The following is a 19,660-nucleotide window of genomic DNA, read 5'->3' on the forward strand; positions in this document are numbered from 1 at the left end:
TTTGGCCAAACGCCACGGAATCTTCAAACACCAGTCGCAAAAAGACGGCGTTGTTTTTCAGGGCACCGATGCAAGGGAGTTCTGGCAGAGAGCCGAAGATAGAAACCGAGAAACGGCAGCTTTATACCAGCAGTTAGGTTTGGCAACTTATGCAGCTATGGAAGCGTTTGTGAGATGGCATTATTAAGTTGCTGAGATGCTAAGGTTCTAAGTTTTTTGCTGGAACTTAATTTAGCCATAGATTGCACGGATTAAAATGATTTTTTTAAAATAATCTGTGGAAATCTTTTTTTAATCTGCGGCAAAAGAGAAAAAATAATAATAGCTTTGCAAAAGAAGCAAGGGAAGGAATCAATGTTCTTTCTTCTTGCTTCTTTTTTCTTTAAAAAAAAATGGAACAAGACAAAAAACTACTCATAAAATTAGCCCACACCAAAATGCCTTTCGGGAAATACGAAGGCCGTTTTTTAATCGATCTACCTGAATATTATGTGGTTTGGTATCAAAATAAAGGATTTCCGAAAGGAGAATTGGGGCAGCAGTTACAGCTTATTTATGAATTAAAATTAAATGGGCTGGAAGAGTTAATTCGTAATATAAAAAAGCAGTATCCAAAACCTTAACGTAATTAGATAATAGGAAAATTAGAAAATTAGATAATATTTTAGAGAGATAGCTTTTAAATATTGTTTTAAAGTGAATTTAATTCATTGTTTTCTGCTTAACACTTATCTATTTCTTAAATTTTTAAATTGACACATTTTCTAATTTTCTAATTAGCAAATTGTCTAATTAAATTTGTACTTTTGCCAAGTTTTTTACACAACTACTTACAAACAACAACAGAATGAATCAAACAAAATATATTTTTGTTACAGGCGGTGTGACTTCTTCATTAGGAAAAGGGATCATTGCAGCATCTTTAGCAAAATTGTTACAAGGAAGAGGATACCGTACAACTATTCAAAAATTTGATCCGTATATTAATGTGGATCCCGGAACATTGAATCCTTACGAGCACGGAGAATGTTATGTAACAGATGATGGTGCTGAAACAGATTTAGATTTAGGCCACTACGAGCGTTTCCTTAACGTTCCAACTTCTCAGGCGAATAACGTTACTACAGGAAGAGTTTATCTTTCGGTTATTGAAAAAGAAAGAAGAGGTGAATTTTTAGGAAAAACGGTTCAGGTTGTTCCTCATATTACAAACGAAATCAAAGACAGAATGCAATTGCTGGGTAAATCCGGCGATTATGATATTGTAATTACTGAAATTGGAGGAACTGTTGGTGATATTGAATCATTACCTTATATAGAATCTGTTCGTCAGTTAGTTTGGGAATTGGGAGAAAATAATGGAATTGTTATTCATTTAACTTTAGTTCCATTTTTGGCTGCAGCAGGTGAATTAAAAACAAAACCAACTCAGCACTCTGTAAAAACGCTGATGGAAAGCGGTATAAAAGCAGATATTTTGGTTTGTAGAACAGAGCATGAATTGTCTCAGGAATTACGTCAAAAACTAGCTTTGTTTTGTAATGTTAAAAAAGAAGCAGTTATTCAGTCAATCGATGCTTCGACAATATATGAAGTTCCAAATTTAATGCTTGAAGAAGGATTAGATGTTGTGGCTTTGAAAAAATTAGATTTGCCTAAAAAAGCATCTCCGGATTTAAAGAACTGGAATACTTTTTTACGCAGGTTAAAAAATCCAAAACAAACCGTAAATATTGGTTTAGTTGGTAAATATGTAGAAATGCAGGATTGTTACAAGTCTATTTTAGAGGCGTTTATTCATGCAGGAGCTGCAAATGAAACAAAAGTGAATGTAATTTCAATTCACTCAGAACATATCAATGGAGATAATGTAGAAGAGAAATTAGGAACTCTTGACGGTGTTGTAGTGGCTCCCGGATTTGGAGAAAGAGGTATTGAAGGAAAAATCGAAGCAGTTCGTTTTGTGCGTGAAAATAATATTCCGTTTTTCGGAATTTGTTTAGGAATGCAGATGTCTGTTATCGAATATTCAAGAAATATTTTAGGCTATGCTGATGCGAATTCTACAGAGATGAATGAAAATACGCCTCATCCGGTTGTAAATTTAATGGAAGAGCAAAAAAATATTACGGATAAAGGTGGTACAATGCGTCTTGGAGCCTGGAAATGTGATATTAAACCTAATACTCTTGCACATAGAATTTATGGTGAGACTACTATTTCAGAGCGTCACCGCCATCGTTATGAGTATAACAATAAATATGCAGATGAATTGCAGAAAGCTGGTTTAAAAGCTTCTGGAGTAAATCCGGATACAGGATTGGTAGAAATTGTGGAACTTGAAAACCACCCATTCTTTATTGGGGTTCAATATCACCCTGAATACAAAAGTACAGTTGCAAATCCGCACCCGATTTTTGTGAATTTTGTTGCCGCTGCAGTCAATGCACATAAAAAATAATAATTAATATTCCGGAAACTGTAACTTTTGAGTTCAACTCATAACTAATAGACTTCGAAGAATAACTTTTTTAAATAAATAATGGAAGAAAAAAAATTAGACCTTAATTCAATCATTGGTTTTGTATTGATATTCGGAATTTTGATTTGGATTTTTTATCAAAATCAACCTTCTGAGAAAGAAATTGCTGCTGAAAAAGCCAAGAAAGAATTAGTAGCTAAACAAGAAGCTCAGGCAAAAGCTGATAAAACTAAAACTACTGCTGCACCAGTTACTGCCGTAACGCCGGGTGATACAGTTCAATTAGCACAATTACAAAAAACTTTAGGTGGTTTTGCATATTCTGCTGCACTTCCTTCTGCAAAAGATTCTTTTACAACTATCGAAAACGAAAAAGTAAAACTTAAAATTGCTAATAAAGGTGGTTATATTGTTGAAGCAACTTTAAAAGAATTCGAAAAATTTAGAAAAGGTTCGGGAGAGTTAGTTGAGTTAATCAAAAACAATAATTCAAACTTAAATTTACAGCTTCTTACTACAGATAACAGAACATTAAATTCTAAAGATTTATATTTTGAACCAACATTGGAAAAAGTTGGTGCAGATCAGGTTTTAACAATGCGTTTAAAAGCAGGTGCAAACGAATTTTTAGAATACAAATATGTATTAAAACCAAATGATTATTTAATTGGTTTTGATATTCGTTCTCAAGGTTTGAATAAAGTTTTAAATTCGGCTAAACCTTTGAGTTTACAGTGGGATTTAAAAACATACAGAAATGAAAAAAGCGTTTCTTACGAGAATCGTTATGCAGAAATTTACTATAACTACGCAGACGGAAAAGAAAGTTATGTAGGTCAGGGAGAGCATAAAGAAGAAACACCGGACCAAGTTAAATATATCGCTTTTAAGCAGCACTTTTTTGCTACGATCCTTCAAACAAACACTCCTTTTGAAAAAGCTGATTTAGTTTCTGAGAATTTAGTTAAGGATGAAAAAATCGATACCGTATTTACTAAACAGTTTAAAGCAACAATTCCTTTAGCTTTTACTAATGGTGAAATCGATTATAAAATGAGCATGTACTTTGGTCCTGCAGATTATAAAGTACTAAAGTCGTATGATAAGGAATTCCAGAAAATCATTCCGTTAGGATGGGGAATATTTGGATGGATTAATAAATTAATTTTCGTTCCGTTATTCGGATTCCTGAGTTCAACTATTGGATTGTCTTTAGGAATTGCGATCATTATTTTCACGATTATCATCAAATTGGCGATGTCGCCAATTACATATAAGTCATTCCTGTCTCAGGCTAAAATGAAAGTTTTAAGACCTGATATTAATGAGTTGGGAGAAAAATACAAAAAAGATCCAATGAAAAAACAGCAGGAAACGATGAAACTGTATAATAAAGCAGGAGTAAACCCAATGGCAGGATGTATTCCGGCATTGATTCAGCTTCCTTTTATGTACGCTTCGTTTCAGTTTTTCCCTGCAGCTTTTGAATTAAGACAAAAAGGTTTCCTTTGGGCAGACGATTTATCATCTTTTGACTCAGTTGTAAAATTACCTTTCCATATTCCATTATATGGAGATCACATTAGTTTGTTTCCAATTTTGGCTGCTATTGCAATTTTCTTCTATATGAAAATGACTTCCGGAGATCAGCAAATGGCTGCGCCTCAGCAGGAAGGTATGCCGGATATGGCAAAAATGATGAAGATCATGATTTATGTTTCACCATTAATGATGTTAATTTTCTTTAATAGTTATGGTGCAGGTTTGAGTTTGTATAACTTTATTTCGAACTTAATTACTATTGGAATCATGTTCGTGATTAAGAACTACATTGTAGACAGCGAAAAAATCCACGCTCAGATTCAGGAAAATAAATTAAAAGAGCCTAAAAAGCCAAGCAAGTTTCAGCAGCGTCTTCAAGAGGTAATGGAACAACAGGAAGCAGCTAAAAAAACTCAAAATAAAAAGAAATAAATAATAAAAATCCCGATTTAGTCGGGATTTTTTTATGTAGCGAAATAACTTCCTTTTGAAAAAGACAGGAATGTTTTAACTTTGAGAAAAACAAATATAATTTATGAAACGAATTCTCGTTTTAGTTTTAAAATTAAATAAAATATGATTTTTAAAAGACTAATAATTGGACTGGCATTATTAAATGTTTTCTTTTTAAGTGCACAAACAGAAATTAATAAATTAGATTCTAACGGAAAAAAAGACGGTGTTTGGAAAGGAGTTTATGAGGAATCAAAACGTCCGCGTTACGAAGGAACTTTTATTCATGGAAAAGAAACGGGAATTTTTAAATTTTTCGACGATACCAAAAAAGGCGATGTAATCGCTACCCGTGATTTTAGTGCAAATGACGGAACATCCTATACCATTTTTTATGATCAGAATAAAAATATAGTAAGTGAAGGAAAAGAGGTTGGAAAAGTTAGAGAAGGCGAGTGGAAATATTATCACAAAGCTTCGAAAGTTTTAATGACTTCTGAAAATTATAAAAACGGAAAACTGCACGGGATAAGAACGGTTTATTATCCAAATGCAAAAGTAGCAGAAGAAATGACTTATGTAAATGGTTTAAAAGAAGGCAATTATAAAAAATTAGGCCAAAACGGAACTATCCAGGAAGAATCTGTATATAAAAACAATGAATATAATGGTGATGCTGTTTTTTATGATGCTGATGGAGCTGTAGCTTCTAAAGGAAAATTTGTAAACGGAAAAAAGGCCGGAATGTGGCAGTTTTACACGAAAGGAAAATTGACCAAAACAATAAATATGAGTGATCCTAAAGCGAGTTATAAAGCCGATTCAAAACCTAAAAATCAGTAATAAAATTTATGTCCACTAGCTGGACATTTTTTTTGCCGCGAATTGCACTAATTACTCGAATTCATGCTGATTTGTATTTATATAAATAAGTAAAAAAATAATTCGCGAAATTCTTGCAATTCGCGTCAGACTTTTTTCAATCAAAATAAATTCGAAAAGTCGTTGCTGGTTTTTTATCGAATTGTTTAAATTTGATTGATCTAAAGCTTTAAATCAATGAGTTTAAACGAACTTACAGGAAGATTTTTATTATTGTTTTTTTCGATTTTGATTTTGTATTTTTTCTCAAACAGAAAAGACAACGAAACCATAAATCCGTTAATGGTTATTGTTGGGCTCTGCACTTTTTCGCTTTGCTATTTATTTACAAAAATTGAAATTGGCGTTGGAATTGGTTTTGGTTTATTTGCCATTTTTTCCATTTTGAGATTCAGGACACAATCGTTTACTGTCAATGCTGTTATTTTTCTTTTTGCGACCATAACGCTTTCAATTTTGGATATCATGTATCCTTTTGAAAAAATTGAAATACTGTTGTTTTTTCAAATTATCATTATTGGTTTTTATGTTGCAGCTTCGGTTATCGTAAACAAAAAAGCTTCCAGATATCTTAATACGGTTAATGTTAAAATTGCGTTTGAAAATGATTTTTCTCTAGAAAATGGAAACATTCGCAAGGCAGTTCAGGAGAAAATAAAAATTAAGGATTTCGATTTTAAAATTGTTTTAGTCAATACTGTTTCTAATGAAATCGATTTGCTGGTTTTTTATTAATCATTAAAAGGCCTGACCTGCTTAATGTATAAATCACGATTTTCTCCTACAATTTTAAATTCAATATCTACAGGATGAAACTGATTTTTTCTCCAATAACGATACATTTTCTCTTCAATTTTTTTGCTCACGACAAAAAGCCGACTCATCTCTTTTCTGGACAATAAAGGTTCATTATCGTTAAGATTGGAATTTGAAGTGTAATCTACGTCAAAATCGTCATCATTATTTCCGGAATTTAAATGGTAAGCGACAAACTGCTCGCAGATTTCTCCCTTTTCTGGTTTTACAACCGAATTTTCTCCTTTTTGTATGTTGACTGTAATTCCGGGAAAATCTTCTCTAAAAATGTTTTTAGTAATGATTACGCCATTGGCCAGTTCATCCGGAAAAGAACGATGAACCAAAACGCCCATGGCAATATGCTCCTGATCGATTCCAAAAAGTTCTCTTTCGTTATAAGAGGCCTCATTCCAGGTACTTGCCCAGACTTGTTTAATCGCTTTTTCAAAAGTTTTAATGCTGTCGCCTAAAATTCCGGTTTTAGAATCGTACAATCCTGCGCCATTAAAATCATCTAAATCTTCTGCATTTGTAGATGATCTGAACCTGAAATTTTTGAATTGGGCATTTTTAAAAGCCAGATTAAGTTTTGAAATTAATTCAGGATCAACAGGTTCTTTTTTTATGGCATCTCGAATTTTTTTTAACTGCTTCGTAATCCATACTGTTGAATCTTTTTTCGGAAATTCTAAAAGTTCCTTTATAAGAGGCGCAATTGATTCTTTCTGAATATGTCTGGTATAAAAATAAAACGGAATTGCATGCGCATCTTCCGGAGTTTTAAAATTGAGGTCTTTTGAAATCGCAATTAAATACGCCATATTTTGTGCTTTTGACCCAATATAATCAACACCTTTTTTTGGGATTTTAGATAAATCCACCAAATCAGAAACACTACTATTAATTGTTAATTTTTTCTTTTTAGAATTCGTTTTCAGGACTATTTTTTTAGTGCTTTCGCTGATGAAAAATGTATCAGTCTGTATTTTTAATTCTACTTTTTTACAAAGCAATTTTTGTATGTTTTCATCTTTTAATGCCAATGTATAAGCCATAATAGGAATTTTTCTGTTTTTTCCTAAAAGAATTAAATGACTCAAAGGAGTCTGTAATTCTGTTACAATAATTCCTCTTACATTTGGCAGAATATCCGGAGTTCCGTCCAGAACTATAATTTCGTCCGGATTTGGTTTTATTTTTTCTAAATCCTTGATTTTGTATTGCTTTAAAATGCCGATATTGTTTCCGGAAACCACTTCCTGATATTTTATTTCATTAAAAATATAATCTGATTTTACACAGGGAATTTTGAATTGCTGCAATCGAAACCATTCCATTTGATCGGGATTATTCAAATAAAATTTTAAGTTTTCTCCAATAAAAGTCGATTTTTTGACTAAGTTAAAAAAACGCTCAATTAATTCAATCGGCATTCTGTCTGAAGCGGCGAGTTCAAAAATCCATTTATCTGTTCCTTTGATGTGATTTAGATTTCCCAGTAAAAAATCCCTGTCTTTTTGTGTATTGCTGTAATTCTCATTATTAAAAACTTCCAGATCATAATTATAGCGCAGATAATTGGTTACAAAATTGTAATGCAGCGGAATTAAAGTGCTGTTGAAATAGTACATCTTTTGTTTTCTCAAATCGTAAACCACTTTTACAGATTCGATATTTGAAAATTTATCTGATAAAGGCTTTCCTCTATACGCTTTATACGCTTCATAATCTGGCAGTGAAGCAGAATAGCGCTGCGCACTTAAAGTCATAAAAATCAAAAAGAAAGATAAGCTGTAAAGGTATTTTTTCATGACAATTTTATTGAATATTAAAAGTAAGTATTTAAATCATAAGTTTTATCTACTGCAGGATTATATAAACTAATCAAAACCAATTAGATTTTCTAAAATATGACTTACCTTTGCACCCTTGTAAAAATATAAATATTTTAAAATGAAACGTGTAGTTGTTGGTCTTTCTGGTGGAGTAGATTCTAGTGTTGCAGCTTATTTACTGCAGCAGCAGGGATACGAAGTTATTGGCCTTTTTATGAAAAATTGGCACGATGATTCGGTTACTATTTCTAACGAATGTCCTTGGTTAGAGGATAGTAACGATGCTTTATTAGTGGCTGAAAAACTTGGAATACCGTTTCAAACTGTTGATTTAAGCGAAGAATACAAAGAAAAAATCGTTGATTATATGTTCAACGAATACGAAAAAGGACGAACTCCAAATCCTGACGTGCTTTGTAACCGCGAAATCAAATTTGATGTTTTCATGAAAATTGCTCTAAGTCTTGGTGCAGATTATGTGGCTACCGGACATTACTGCCAAAAAAGTGAAATTGAGGTTGACGGAAAAACGGTTTATCAATTAATTGCCGGAAATGATGTCAATAAAGATCAGTCTTATTTTTTATGCCAGTTATCGCAGGAACAATTGTCAAAAGCATTATTTCCAATCGGGGCTTTAACGAAACCTGAAGTTCGTGAAATTGCCGCTGAAATGGAATTAGTTACCGCCGAAAAGAAAGATTCTCAAGGTCTTTGCTTTATCGGGAAAGTTCGTTTACCGGAATTTTTACAGCAAAAATTACAGCCAAAAGAAGGTAAAATTGTCCAAATTGATAAAAACGATTCTATTTATACTTTTGAAAAAACAGCAGATGCATCTTTAGAAAATCAACTAAAAACAGAATCTCAAAAGCTGAATTATCGTCCTGAAATGGGGAAATTTATGGGCAATCATCAGGGAGCACATTATTTTACTGTAGGGCAGAGAAAAGGTTTGAATGTTGGCGGAACTACAGATCCGTTATTTGTAATTGCTACAGATGTTGAAACCAACACCATATATACAGGTCTAACAAGCAGTCATCCCGGATTGTTTAAAAAAGCATTATTTGTTGGAAAATCTGAAGTGCATTGGATTCGCGAAGATTTAACTTTAAAAAATGGCGAAACAATGGAAGTAATGGCCAGAATTCGTTACCGCCAGCCTTTGCAAAAAGCGACTTTACACCAGTTTGAAGACGGAATGTATGTTTCTTTTGAAGAACCACAGTCTGCCATTACAGAAGGTCAGTTTGTGGCCTGGTATTTAGAAAATGAATTAGTTGGTTCGGGAGTAATTTCTTAGCTTTATACTTTTTTACAAAGGTTTTCCTTTTAAAAGAGTATAGATATGAAATATAATTTTACTTTTCTTTTAGTATTGTTTTCGACTGTAATGTTTTCTCAGGAAGATGCCTGGGTATATTTTACAGGAAAACCAAATGCTCAGGATTTTTTCAATAATCCGTCGCAGACTCTTTCCCAGAGATCATTAGACCGTCGTACGGCGCAAAACATCGCGCTAAACACTGCTGATGCACCATTGGAAACAACCTATATTGACCAGATAAAAAGCAGTACCGGAATAACCGTAATGGCACAGTCTAAATGGTTAAACGCACTGCATATTAGAGGTGCACAAAACGATATCAATGCACTAAAATCATTTTCGTTTGTTGATAAAGTGGTATTTGCTAATAAGGCTTTAAACGGTACTTCAAAAAAAATATCCGAAAATAAAATATCAGAAACAAAAAAGAAACTGGAAATTGCAGTAGATTTTGCCTATGGAACTTCTGCAAACCAAATCCAAATGCTCAACGGGCAGGTTTTGCATCAGCAGAATTATACAGGCTCAGGAAAAATAATTGCGGTTTTAGACGCAGGTTTTCCGGGCGTCAATACAGCAGAACCTTTTCAGCGATTACGAGATAGCAATAAGATTTTAGGCGGTTATGATTTTGTAAACAGAAGTACAAATTTCTATTCCGGAGATGACCATGGAACTCTGGTTTTATCTACTATGGGCGGGTATAAAGAAAATTCGCTGGTTGGTACAGCACCAGATGCTTCTTATTATTTGTTTATAACAGAAAATGATGCGTCTGAAAATCCAGTCGAAGAATCGTACTGGGTTGAAGCAGCAGAGCAGGCAGACGCAGTTGGAGCAGATATTATTACAAGTTCGTTAGGTTATTTTGCTTTTGACAATCCCAATTACAGTCATACTTATAGTGAAATGAACGGAACAACCAATTTTATTACACGAGGAGCAGAAATAGCTTTTAGTAAAGGAATAATTGTTTTGGCTTCTGCCGGAAATGAGGGAAATCAGGCTGAAAATCATATTGGTTCACCTGCAGACGGAATTTCAGTTCTTACTGTTGGTTCTGTAAATGCTTCTAAAGTTAAAGCTGGATCAAGTTCTGTTGGACCAAGTTTTGATAATCGTACAAAGCCGGATGTAATGGCTCAGGGCGCTGCAGCAGTTGTGTCCAATACTTCAGGGACTATTACTACGGCAAACGGAACTTCTTTTTCTTGCCCAATTATGGCAGGAATGGTGGCTTGTCTCTGGCAGGCTTTTCCAACTAAAACAAATCTTGAAATTAGGCAGATGATTATTCAGTCTGCAGATCGATATACAACTCCTGACAATAATTATGGTTTTGGAATTCCGAATTTTGGTTCAACTTTGGGAACAAAAACTTTTCAGTCTTTATTTGATTTCTCCGTTTATCCAAATCCGGCTAAATCCAATATCTCTTTCTTATTTGATAACGAAACTGCTTCTGTTTCCATTTATTCCATTTTAGGACAAAAGGTTATTGAAAAAGAAATTACAAACCAAAATCCGGTTCTTTCTGTAGAAAGCTTAACAAGCGGACTTTATTTTTATACTTTTAAATCCGGAGGCTTGCAGAAAACCGGAAAATTAATAAAACAATAATAGTTTTAATGAACAGAATAACACAGCTTTTTAATATAAAATATCCCATCGTTCAGGGAGGAATGATCTGGAACAGCGGCTATAAATTGGCATCTGCAGTAAGTGATGCAGGCGGTTTGGGACTAATAGGAGCAGGATCTATGTATCCGGATGTTTTAAGGGAGCATATTCAAAAATGCAAAAAAGCGACCAATAAACCTTTTGGAGTTAATATTCCGATGTTATATCCAAATATTGAAGAGATTATGAAAATTGTCGTAGAAGAAGATGTTAAAATCGTTTTTACTTCGGCAGGAAATCCTAAAACATGGACTTCATTTTTAAAAGAAAAAGGAATTACAGTCGTGCATGTGGTAAGCAGCAGTATTTTTGCCTTAAAAGCGCAAGAAGCGGGAGTTGATGCCATTGTGGCCGAAGGTTTTGAAGCAGGCGGACATAACGGACGCGATGAAACAACAACGCTGACTTTGATTCCCATGGTAAAGGAAAAAATTCAAATTCCGATTATTGCTGCCGGTGGAATTGCGACCGGAAGAGGAATGCTGGCTGCAATGATTTTAGGTGCAGATGGTGTTCAGGTTGGAAGTCGTTTTGCGGCATCGATTGAATCTTCGGCGCACAATAATTTTAAGGAAACTATAGTTAATATAAAAGAAGGAGATACGCAGTTGACTTTGAAAGAATTAGCTCCGGTTCGCCTGGTTAAAAATAAGTTTTATAATGACGTTCAGGCTTTGTATGAAAAATGTCCTTCCAAAGAAGATTTAGTTGAACTTTTAGGAAGAGCAAGGGCCAAAAAAGGAATGTTTGAAGGTGATCTTGAAGAAGGAGAACTGGAAATTGGTCAAATTGCCGGATTAATTCATGAAATTTTACCTGTAGAGCAAATTGTTCAAGAAATGATGTCTGATTTTAGGGATGCATGCCAAGAAAAGGCTACATTTGAGTTTTAATTGTCTGCAAGAAATATTTTATGAATTCTATTCGCACTTATATATTGTTATTGTTTCTGGGTTTTGGATTGCAGCAGATTCAAAGTCAGTCTTATCATTTTAAAACTTCAGGATTTAGCGTTTTAGAAAAAAATGAAAGAGGAAAATGGGGAGAATGGTCGAGTCTGGATTTAGTAAATCTTTCGGTCGTTTTAGATACAGACAAGCACAGAATTGTAGTGTATTCTCAGGAAATTCAGCTTTTTAGTATTCTGGATTACATCGAAAGAGAAGAAAACGATACCGATATTGTGTATTCTTTTATGTGCAAAGATAATGATGGAAGAGAATGTAAGCTCTCGATTATTACACGTAAAAAACAAGATAATCGCAAACAGCTTTATATCAATTACGACGATCATATTATAGTATATAATATTTTTACGGTGTAAATTATTAAATAAAATTCTATAGTTAATAGACCCGACAAGTTCAAAATGTCGGGTTTTTTATTTTAATTATTTAATAATTGTTTCAAAGTTTGCATCCAAAAAAGGCTATATTTGACTTGTTAAAATAGCTTTGTATTTGCCTTGTTTTTCGTTTGAAAAGCAAAAAAAATGCAAATTATTTTAAAATAATTTTTACCCAAAAACAAATTAATTTAATCCACGCATTGCGAATGAAAAAACTTTACTCTTTATTATTACTTACTTTTATTGGACTTTTATCATCTTACGGTCAGACTGTAGATGACACTTTTGTACAACCTATCGCTTATAAAGCTGCAAAAATTACCCAGATAAAAGAACTTCCTGATGGTAAAATTTTATTAGGAGGCGATATTGCATTTTATGGAAATTCACCGGTAAACAACCTTATCATATTAAATGCAGATTATACTCTTGATAATAGTTTTTTATTTACAAATCCTAATAACTTAAAAATTAAAAAAGTCGAGCTGCAAAGCAATGGCAACATTATAGTTTTGGCTAATGTTGACAATCCTTGGGGAAGTGCAGGCGAACAATCTACTATTTTTCAATTGAATTCGAATGGTGAAGTGATTACATCAATCACATCATTAATTGATGTAAGTTCAATAACTATACAAGCTGATGACAAAATTCTTGTTTCTTTAGGACATTGGGCAGTTGATAGCGGTAATTTATACCGATATAATAATGATCTGACATTAGATAACAGTTTTAACAATAATATCACGTTTGATAAAAAAGTATCAGATGTAAAAGTTTTTGGCAATTCTATCTATGTGAGCGGTATGTTTTCAGTTGTAGATGGAATAACAAGAAACAGCATTATAAAATTAAATAACGAAGGTTCAATCGATTCAAGTTTTGATGTGGGAGTTGGAGCTAATGGTCGTGATTTCTCACTAACTATTCAGGATGATGGTAAATTATTAGTGGGCGGTAATTTTTTAAAAATGGTTGATAATACCCCAACATACAATATGGCCAGATTAAATCCAGATGGTTCATTTGACACTAGTTTTTCTTGTCAATATTATAATTATGCTAATTCTGTTGTGGGTATAAAAGACTCTTTTTTATACATTGATACAGTAGTTAATGATGGAGTTTCTGCTAATAATTATCTTGTAAGATTAAATTCTGATGGATCGCTGGATGAAGGGTTTAATAAAATCAAATTGAATGAATTTGGATTTGATAATTTTGTTTTAAATTTTATAGATAATAAAATTCTTTATAACAACTCTGAATATACTGGAAACAGATATGGTTTGTCAACATCAGATTTGAATGGAAATAATATAGATTCACCAAATTTAAAACCAAATCGAGCAGGTAGTTTTGAAACGGGTGGTTATTTTAACGGAAAACTAATTGTTAAAGGAGATTTTATTAAAATTAATGATGTCGAAACTTTTGGAATAGGAATGTTAGACGAAACAGGAACTGTAGATGAGTCTTTCGTTTTTAAAAATTATCTTGGAGATATTAGACAGTTTCAAATAATTGATAATTCAACAATTTTTGTTAGTACCAAAGATTTGTTTTTAAAGCTTGATAATCAAGGTAATATCGCTAAAAATTTTAATTATAAGGCAGATAGTCAATTATTAAGAATAGAGCAGTTTAAAGTATTAGAAAGCGGCAAAATTTTAATAACAGATCAATGGGGATTATTTCTTTTAAATGAAAATGGAATTCAGGAATCAGTTTATACCATAAATTCGAATCCAGATTATTGGGTTACCGGAATTAGTTTTGCAATGCAGGATGGTAAAATCCTTTGTAATTCAATTTTAAATAGCTTTACAGGAAGTTATACTCCAAAGTTAATCAGGTTTAATTTGGATACTTCAATTGATACTAGTTTTAACTTGGGACAGGGACCTAATGAAGGGATTGCAAAAATTGTTGTATTGAATTCTGGAGAAATTATTGCAGCTGGCTGGTTTACAGCTTTTAATGGAATATCAATTCCCAACCAAATTGTAAAGTTATCAGCAAATGGTGCAATGGATCTTCAATTTAATGAAAATTTAAGCACATACCAAATTGGTTATGGGCAAAGTCATGATTATAAAAAAATTGAAGAAATTGATTCAGTACTTTACATTACAGAAGGAGATTCAAGAGTTACTGCAATAAATTTGGACGGTACACTTGTAAATAATTTTGCAATGCCAGTTACTATCGATCAGATTAATGATCTTGTTGCTTCCGAAGAACCTGCAGATAATTCAGGAGCATCAAAGAAATCAAAATCACAATCAGATTCAAATACAAATTCAGATACAAAATATATGTATGCATTTGGAACCGTAAAGAATCCATCGAATGGAGTTTCATCTGTTATTACAAAAGTTAATTTAGGAAAGAAATCAGGAAACTTAGGACTTGATCCAATAATTGTTGAGAAATCAATCTCGAATGTTCAGATATTTCCAGTTCCGGTACAGGAAAAAATGAGTTTATCTTTTTCAAATGCTGTTGCACCAACAAAAGTCGCAGTTTATTCATCAAATGGAAAAGAACTGTATTCGGCTAAAATACAAAGCGCAGACAATATTGATGTGGATATGTCTAGATTTACTTCTGGAGTATATTTCATTAAAGTCTTTTCATATTCTGGTGTAACAACCAAAAAGATCATTAAAAAGTAAAAATAAATTTTAGTCATAATACAAAACCCGACAAGTTTTTTAAACTGGTCGGGTTTTGTTATATAAGGAAACTTAGTATCTCAGAACCTTAGCCACTTTTGCTTAAACTTCAATATCCTTAATAAACTCATCATACTCCAGATAAAACATTTCAAGAGCATGCATATTTTCGTTGAAAAAATCAAAAATAGCGTCCCAGTTATTGCGGTTGCTAAAACCAATTCCAGATTTTTCAACCCAAATTCTGCTAATCGTTTTACCGCTTTCGAGTGTGTAGTTTTTTTCGAAAACCAAATCTTTTATAAATTCTTCTTCCAGAATATTTTTTAAAGCTTCAATTTTTTCAAAATAAGCATTTCGTTTTTCGTCGCTTCGGTGTTCAATGTCAATTAAAACCTGAGCTTTTTTATTGTCTACATAAAATTTAAAAGAAAAATCCTTTATTTTGGTATCATAAAGAACCCATTTTCTGGGATACTTTTCTGCAAAAGCTACCCAAAATTCCCTTTTCATTCTTTGTGATTCTTCTCTGCTGTACATTATTTATGGCTTTGTTTTAGAAAACTTGTAGAACCGCATTTTCTAGAGTATATTTATATTTTAATTTAAAGTACAAAAATAAACTTTGAATATGGATTTTCAAGATTTTTTGCAATATGTTCCTAATTTAATTCCAGTTGAGCTTCCGGCAGAATTGTCACACATTAAAATGGCTCCAAAAGAACGTATTCAGGCTTTAAAAAACTTAGATATCGATTCTAAAAATCCAAGAATTGCCGCTGTAATGATGTTGTTTTATCCTAAAAACGAAAAAACACATTTAACCTTAATTGTTCGAAATGCTTACAACGGAGTTCATTCGTCGCAGATTGCATTTCCAGGCGGAAAATATGAAACTACAGATCTGAATTACCAGGAAACTGCTTTGCGTGAAACTAACGAAGAAATAGGAGTGAGCCCCGAAAAGATTGAGATTATTAAGCAATTTTCACCCATGTATATTCCGCCGAGTAACTTTTTAGTACATCCGTATTTAGGAATTGCAAAAGAAGAACTTTCATTTTATCCAGACGCTCGTGAAGTCGCCTCCATAATTGAACTGCCATTATCCGTCTTTTTAGATGATGAAATTATAATGGAAGCCACATTGTCAACTTCTTACGGAAATGATATTTTAGTTCCGGCATTTAATATCCAAAATCATATTGTTTGGGGTGCAACGGCAATGATTTTAAGCGAACTTAGAGATGTTTTAAAAATTGTTTTTTCACAAAAGACTTATTAACTTTTATTTAATAATTTGATAATCATTAATATAGGTATTTATTTTGTAAATTGTATAGTACTGTTGCTAAAAGAATAATTTTTGTATGTTTGCGACTTAACCGAAAAAACACAAAACGACGTTATGGGATTGTTTAAACGAAATCCTTTTGGGCATATATTATTCATCAAGAAATGGTTAATCCGTATTTTGGGAGCCATGACGCATAGAAGATATAGAGGTTTTAATGAATTGCAGATTGAAGGATCTGAAATTATTAAAACACTTCCTGATACAAATGTTTTGTTTATTTCCAATCACCAAACTTATTTTGCAGATGTTGTGGCGATGTTTCATGTCTTTAACGCAAGTTTAAGCGGACGTCAGGATACCATTAAGAACATTGGTTATTTATGGCAGCCAAAAATGAATATTTATTATGTTGCCGCAAAAGAAACCATGCAGGCCGGATTACTGCCGAGAATTTTAGCCTACGTTGGAGCTATTACAGTAGAAAGAACCTGGAGGTCGAAGGGTGTCGACGTAACTGAAAAACGTGACGTAAATCCAAACGATACAGAAAATATCAGAATTGCCCTTGAAGATGGCTGGGTGATTACTTTTCCGCAGGGAACTACAAAATCTTTCAAACCGGTTCGTAAGGGAACTGCGCATATTATTAAACAGCATAAACCTGTTGTAATTCCTATTGTAATTGATGGTTTTCGTCGTTCTTTTGACAAAAAAGGACTTCGAATGAAAAAGAAAAATATCCTTCAATCTTTCATAATCAAAGAACCACTTGAAATTGATTATGAAAATGATACAATCGATCAAATCGTAGAAAAAGTAGAATATGCGATCGAACAGCATCCGTCATTTTTAAAGGTTATTCCAGCCGAAGAAATCAAAGCACAGGAAGAACTGAATAAAATGAGACAATGGGATTATTGATTATTTTAGATTGCTGATTTTAGATTTTTTGTTTCAGGTTTCAGGTTTCAAGTTGGAAAAATCTTAGTCCCTTAGAACCTCAGTACCTTAGCACCTTAAAAATCAATTTTCTTCAGCTCCTTATAATTAACGTACAATCTGCGTAAAAGTGTTCCGTAAAGCAATCTGTAAAAACACCAGAACAATCCAAAGAAACCTAGAATTACCAGAATTAAAATTCCAATTGTGGTAAACATAGCTTTTCCGTTTATGGCCAGTTTTTCTCTTAAAAATGCCATATCAGGATTGTAGACAAATGCAATAAAGAAGCTTAAAATAGAGGTAACTACAATCATTCCTAAATTGTACCAAACATAATACTGAACCGTTTTTCGGGTTCTTAAAATGGCACTCATCAACGACTTAGTAGCAACAGTGGTAGAAATAGTGGTATAATTTTTATAAAATATAAATACAAAAATTAAACCTACTAGGTAATTCAAATATGTTAAATACTCAAGAGTAATAACAATTTCCGGATGATTTATTTTTCTTAAAACATCGTCTGTATTAATAAATATGTTTGAGAAAGTCCAAAACGAAATCTCCAAAATACTGATAATCAAAATCCATTTCACAATTGAAGATGACTTTTTGTGAATCATTTTATAGATTTCTTTTTCAGAAATTTGTTCAAAAGAATCCGAGTTCTTTTTCCAGTCTTTTTTTAGTAAATCCAGTTCTTTCATAATAATTTTTAAGGATTTAATATTTTTTTAAGCTTCCCTTTAATCCTGTTCATTTTCACACGCGCATTCACTTCGCTGATTCCTAAGGTTTCGGCTATTTCCTGATAATCTTTGTCTTCTAAATACATAAAAACTAATGCTTTTTCGATGTCATTAAGCTGGTAAACCGCTTTATACATCAATTTAATCTGTTCTTCCTCTTCATAGTTGTAATCAACATCTTTTACAAAATGCTGATGACTTTCATAATCTACGGTAGATATCGTTCTTTTGGTTTTTCGGTATAATGTAATTGCTGTATTTAGGGCAACACGGTAGGTCCAGGTGGAGAATTTACTGTCGCCTCTAAATTTTGGATAAGCCTTCCAGAGCTGAATGGTGATTTCCTGAAACAAATCTTTATGGGCATCTTCGCCGGCAGTATATAATCTACAAATCTTGTGGATTATATTCTGATTTGCCTGCAGCTGCGCAACAAATGACTGTTCTAGATTTTCGCTCATAAAAGTATTAGTAGTATTGAAATCATTTTTGTTACAGTTGAATACTATTTTTTTGCCGCTAATTTGTGGTTAATAATTAGAAATTCCTGTTTCTGTAATAATTAATCATCAAATCAATAAACTTGCTGTAACTTTCCATACCATCTTTCTGATTGTTTGATTTTAAGAAACTATCATACAGAAAATGAAAACCTTTATCAATAAAAGTGTCATATTTTATCCAGAAATCCTGACTTTCCTGATAGTTTTTTAAAATTCCGGGATTTACTTGTTTTTTTAAAACATCAAAAACTTTCTCATTTTTAAATTTCCAAATTCCGAGACAATAACGCAAAGCAAAACTATATCCTGAATATTGAAAATAAAGATTATCATTTTTTACCGATGCTAAAACTCCAATAAAATTGCATTCATTTTCGCTGGCAAAACCAATTTGATGTGCCATTTCATGAGAAGCCGTAAGCGGAAAAGTATACATGGGCAATAAATCATTTACCTGTGCTTCATTGGTAAAAGGATTCAGATAGCCGCTAAAACCCATATAAGTTAAAGGTATGCTGAATAATGATTTTTTAACGCTTAATGTTTCATATTTAAAATAAGAATGTTCGCCGGCTAAATTTTCATAACCATTTAAATTCATCTTAAAAACTTCTTCCTGAGAATATGGAAAACGAATTTTTTCATCTTTATTCTTTGTGATTTTAAACTGAATTTCATTGGTTTTAACAATCAATTTTTTTGTAAAGGTCAATAAATCAGCATCGGTATATTCTCTTTTGATTTCCATTTTTTCGAAAAGAGGTTTTCGATAATAATTAAAAGCCCAAAGCAGATGAAACAGAAAATAAAAAACAGAAATTTTACCCGTTATTTTTAAAAGATGGTCTTTCCAGTTTGTTTTCCATGTTTTTCGTGTTTTCCAAAACCAGATAATTATTGATAGTATTAAAAATGCATACATGCAGTCACCAAAAGAAAAAGGAAGATTTCCTAGAAGACCTCTGGAAAAATGGGAAATTCTAACGTATACATTATTACTGTAAAAGCCCTCAACAAAATCCGGAAAAAATGGCAGGATCTTGTAAAAAATAATCTGAACTAAAAGAAAAAGAGGTAAAATGTATTTTGATTTCACAATATAATTTTTGGTTACGTAAATATAAATACAATATTGAGATTA

18 protein-coding genes are annotated in these 19,660 nt (G+C 32.5%); 13 read left to right on the top strand and 5 right to left on the bottom strand.

Features of this window, described 5'->3' with window-relative positions:
* From ASE21_RS09360 to ASE21_RS09385, 6 genes are all read left to right on the top strand, one after another.
* Window positions 1-187, top strand: a 187-nt coding sequence (locus ASE21_RS09360; protein WP_057122381.1) for a hypothetical protein, incomplete at its 5' end; no start/stop codon positions are given.
* 205 nt (window positions 188-392) lie between these two features.
* Window positions 393-623 carry a DUF3820 family protein gene (locus ASE21_RS09365; protein ID WP_057122382.1) on the top strand — a complete coding sequence of 77 codons (231 nt, stop codon included), beginning with the start codon at window positions 393-395 and terminating at the stop codon, window positions 621-623.
* 224 nt (window positions 624-847) lie between these two features.
* On the top strand, window positions 848-2,461 hold the full coding sequence (locus tag ASE21_RS09370; RefSeq protein WP_057122383.1) for a CTP synthase: 1,614 nt from the start codon (window positions 848-850) through the stop codon (window positions 2,459-2,461).
* A gap of 81 nt (window positions 2,462-2,542) precedes the next feature.
* On the top strand, window positions 2,543-4,456 hold the full coding sequence (gene yidC / locus ASE21_RS09375; RefSeq protein WP_057122384.1) for a membrane protein insertase YidC: 1,914 nt from the start codon (window positions 2,543-2,545) through the stop codon (window positions 4,454-4,456).
* A gap of 144 nt (window positions 4,457-4,600) precedes the next feature.
* Complete coding sequence (locus tag ASE21_RS09380) at window positions 4,601-5,320, top strand: toxin-antitoxin system YwqK family antitoxin (protein WP_057122385.1); 720 nt, start codon at window positions 4,601-4,603, stop codon at window positions 5,318-5,320.
* 216 nt (window positions 5,321-5,536) lie between these two features.
* On the top strand, window positions 5,537-6,094 hold the full coding sequence (locus ASE21_RS09385; RefSeq protein ID WP_057122386.1) for a DUF4956 domain-containing protein: 558 nt from the start codon (window positions 5,537-5,539) through the stop codon (window positions 6,092-6,094).
* On the opposite strand, the gene ASE21_RS09390 is transcribed toward ASE21_RS09385, so the two are convergent.
* Entirely contained in the window at window positions 6,091-7,968 is a 1,878-nt protein-coding gene (locus tag ASE21_RS09390) for a PEP/pyruvate-binding domain-containing protein (protein ID WP_057122387.1), read from the bottom strand. The two genes, ASE21_RS09385 and ASE21_RS09390, sit on opposite strands and share 4 nt — an antisense overlap.
* 142 nt (window positions 7,969-8,110) lie before the next feature.
* Between ASE21_RS09390 and mnmA the strand changes: the two genes are divergently transcribed.
* From mnmA to ASE21_RS09415, 5 genes are all read left to right on the top strand, one after another.
* Window positions 8,111-9,298 (top strand): tRNA 2-thiouridine(34) synthase MnmA, encoded by a 1,188-nt coding sequence (gene mnmA / locus ASE21_RS09395; RefSeq protein WP_057122388.1) that lies wholly within the window; start codon window positions 8,111-8,113, stop codon window positions 9,296-9,298.
* A 45-nt stretch (window positions 9,299-9,343) separates the two neighbouring features.
* Window positions 9,344-10,942, top strand: coding sequence for a S8 family serine peptidase (locus ASE21_RS09400; RefSeq protein ID WP_057122389.1), 1,599 nt, complete (start codon window positions 9,344-9,346; stop codon window positions 10,940-10,942).
* 8 nt (window positions 10,943-10,950) lie between these two features.
* Entirely contained in the window at window positions 10,951-11,895 is a 945-nt protein-coding gene (locus ASE21_RS09405) for an NAD(P)H-dependent flavin oxidoreductase (protein WP_057122390.1), read from the top strand.
* Window positions 11,896-11,915: 20 nt separating this feature from the next.
* Window positions 11,916-12,326 (top strand): hypothetical protein, encoded by a 411-nt coding sequence (locus tag ASE21_RS09410; RefSeq protein WP_057122391.1) that lies wholly within the window; start codon window positions 11,916-11,918, stop codon window positions 12,324-12,326.
* 230 nt (window positions 12,327-12,556) lie between these two features.
* Window positions 12,557-15,028, top strand: a complete 2,472-nt coding sequence (locus tag ASE21_RS09415) for a T9SS type A sorting domain-containing protein (RefSeq protein WP_128414684.1) — start codon at window positions 12,557-12,559, stop codon at window positions 15,026-15,028.
* Window positions 15,029-15,130: 102 nt separating this feature from the next.
* Here ASE21_RS09415 and ASE21_RS09420 read toward each other — a convergent pair whose 3' ends face one another.
* Window positions 15,131-15,568, bottom strand: coding sequence for a DUF4268 domain-containing protein (locus tag ASE21_RS09420; RefSeq protein WP_057122393.1), 438 nt, complete (start codon window positions 15,566-15,568; stop codon window positions 15,131-15,133).
* Window positions 15,569-15,659: 91 nt separating this feature from the next.
* Here ASE21_RS09420 and ASE21_RS09425 point away from each other — a divergent pair, with 91 nt between their 5' ends.
* The gene (locus ASE21_RS09425) at window positions 15,660-16,313 is read left to right on the top strand and encodes an NUDIX hydrolase (protein ID WP_057122394.1); all 654 of its coding nucleotides are present in this window, start codon (window positions 15,660-15,662) and stop codon (window positions 16,311-16,313) included.
* 123 nt (window positions 16,314-16,436) lie between these two features.
* The gene (locus tag ASE21_RS09430) at window positions 16,437-17,246 is read left to right on the top strand and encodes a lysophospholipid acyltransferase family protein (protein ID WP_057123168.1); all 810 of its coding nucleotides are present in this window, start codon (window positions 16,437-16,439) and stop codon (window positions 17,244-17,246) included.
* A 95-nt stretch (window positions 17,247-17,341) separates the two neighbouring features.
* On the opposite strand, the gene ASE21_RS09435 is transcribed toward ASE21_RS09430, so the two are convergent.
* The 3 genes from ASE21_RS09435 to ASE21_RS09445 form a co-directional block, all read right to left on the bottom strand.
* Complete coding sequence (locus tag ASE21_RS09435; protein WP_057122395.1) at window positions 17,342-17,974, bottom strand: hypothetical protein; 633 nt, start codon at window positions 17,972-17,974, stop codon at window positions 17,342-17,344.
* 8 nt (window positions 17,975-17,982) lie between these two features.
* Window positions 17,983-18,477, bottom strand: a complete 495-nt coding sequence (locus tag ASE21_RS09440; protein ID WP_007810116.1) for an RNA polymerase sigma factor — start codon at window positions 18,475-18,477, stop codon at window positions 17,983-17,985.
* A gap of 76 nt (window positions 18,478-18,553) precedes the next feature.
* Window positions 18,554-19,615 carry a DUF3810 domain-containing protein gene (locus ASE21_RS09445; protein ID WP_057122396.1) on the bottom strand — a complete coding sequence of 354 codons (1,062 nt, stop codon included), beginning with the start codon at window positions 19,613-19,615 and terminating at the stop codon, window positions 18,554-18,556.
* Window positions 19,616-19,660: the final 45 nt, after the last annotated feature.

The organism is Flavobacterium sp. Root901 (assembly GCF_001429765.1).
In the GTDB taxonomy this organism is placed as follows: Bacteria; Bacteroidota; Bacteroidia; order Flavobacteriales; family Flavobacteriaceae; genus Flavobacterium.

Bases quoted from the DNA above. Each gene is read 5' to 3' on its own strand.
- ASE21_RS09365 (WP_057122382.1), top strand. From the start codon at position 393: ATGGAACAAGACAAAAAACTACTCATAAAATTAGCCCACACCAAAATG.
- ASE21_RS09370 (WP_057122383.1), top strand. From the start codon at position 848: ATGAATCAAACAAAATATATTTTTGTTACAGGCGGTGTGACTTCTTCA.
- yidC (WP_057122384.1), top strand. From the start codon at position 2,543: ATGGAAGAAAAAAAATTAGACCTTAATTCAATCATTGGTTTTGTATTG.
- ASE21_RS09380 (WP_057122385.1), top strand. From the start codon at position 4,601: ATGATTTTTAAAAGACTAATAATTGGACTGGCATTATTAAATGTTTTC.
- ASE21_RS09385 (WP_057122386.1), top strand. From the start codon at position 5,537: ATGAGTTTAAACGAACTTACAGGAAGATTTTTATTATTGTTTTTTTCG.
- ASE21_RS09390 (WP_057122387.1), bottom strand. From the start codon at position 7,968: ATGAAAAAATACCTTTACAGCTTATCTTTCTTTTTGATTTTTATGACT.
- mnmA (WP_057122388.1), top strand. From the start codon at position 8,111: ATGAAACGTGTAGTTGTTGGTCTTTCTGGTGGAGTAGATTCTAGTGTT.
- ASE21_RS09400 (WP_057122389.1), top strand. From the start codon at position 9,344: ATGAAATATAATTTTACTTTTCTTTTAGTATTGTTTTCGACTGTAATG.
- ASE21_RS09405 (WP_057122390.1), top strand. From the start codon at position 10,951: ATGAACAGAATAACACAGCTTTTTAATATAAAATATCCCATCGTTCAG.
- ASE21_RS09410 (WP_057122391.1), top strand. From the start codon at position 11,916: ATGAATTCTATTCGCACTTATATATTGTTATTGTTTCTGGGTTTTGGA.
- ASE21_RS09415 (WP_128414684.1), top strand. From the start codon at position 12,557: ATGAAAAAACTTTACTCTTTATTATTACTTACTTTTATTGGACTTTTA.
- ASE21_RS09420 (WP_057122393.1), bottom strand. From the start codon at position 15,568: ATGTACAGCAGAGAAGAATCACAAAGAATGAAAAGGGAATTTTGGGTA.
- ASE21_RS09425 (WP_057122394.1), top strand. From the start codon at position 15,660: ATGGATTTTCAAGATTTTTTGCAATATGTTCCTAATTTAATTCCAGTT.
- ASE21_RS09430 (WP_057123168.1), top strand. From the start codon at position 16,437: ATGGGATTGTTTAAACGAAATCCTTTTGGGCATATATTATTCATCAAG.
- ASE21_RS09435 (WP_057122395.1), bottom strand. From the start codon at position 17,974: ATGAAAGAACTGGATTTACTAAAAAAAGACTGGAAAAAGAACTCGGAT.
- ASE21_RS09440 (WP_007810116.1), bottom strand. From the start codon at position 18,477: ATGAGCGAAAATCTAGAACAGTCATTTGTTGCGCAGCTGCAGGCAAAT.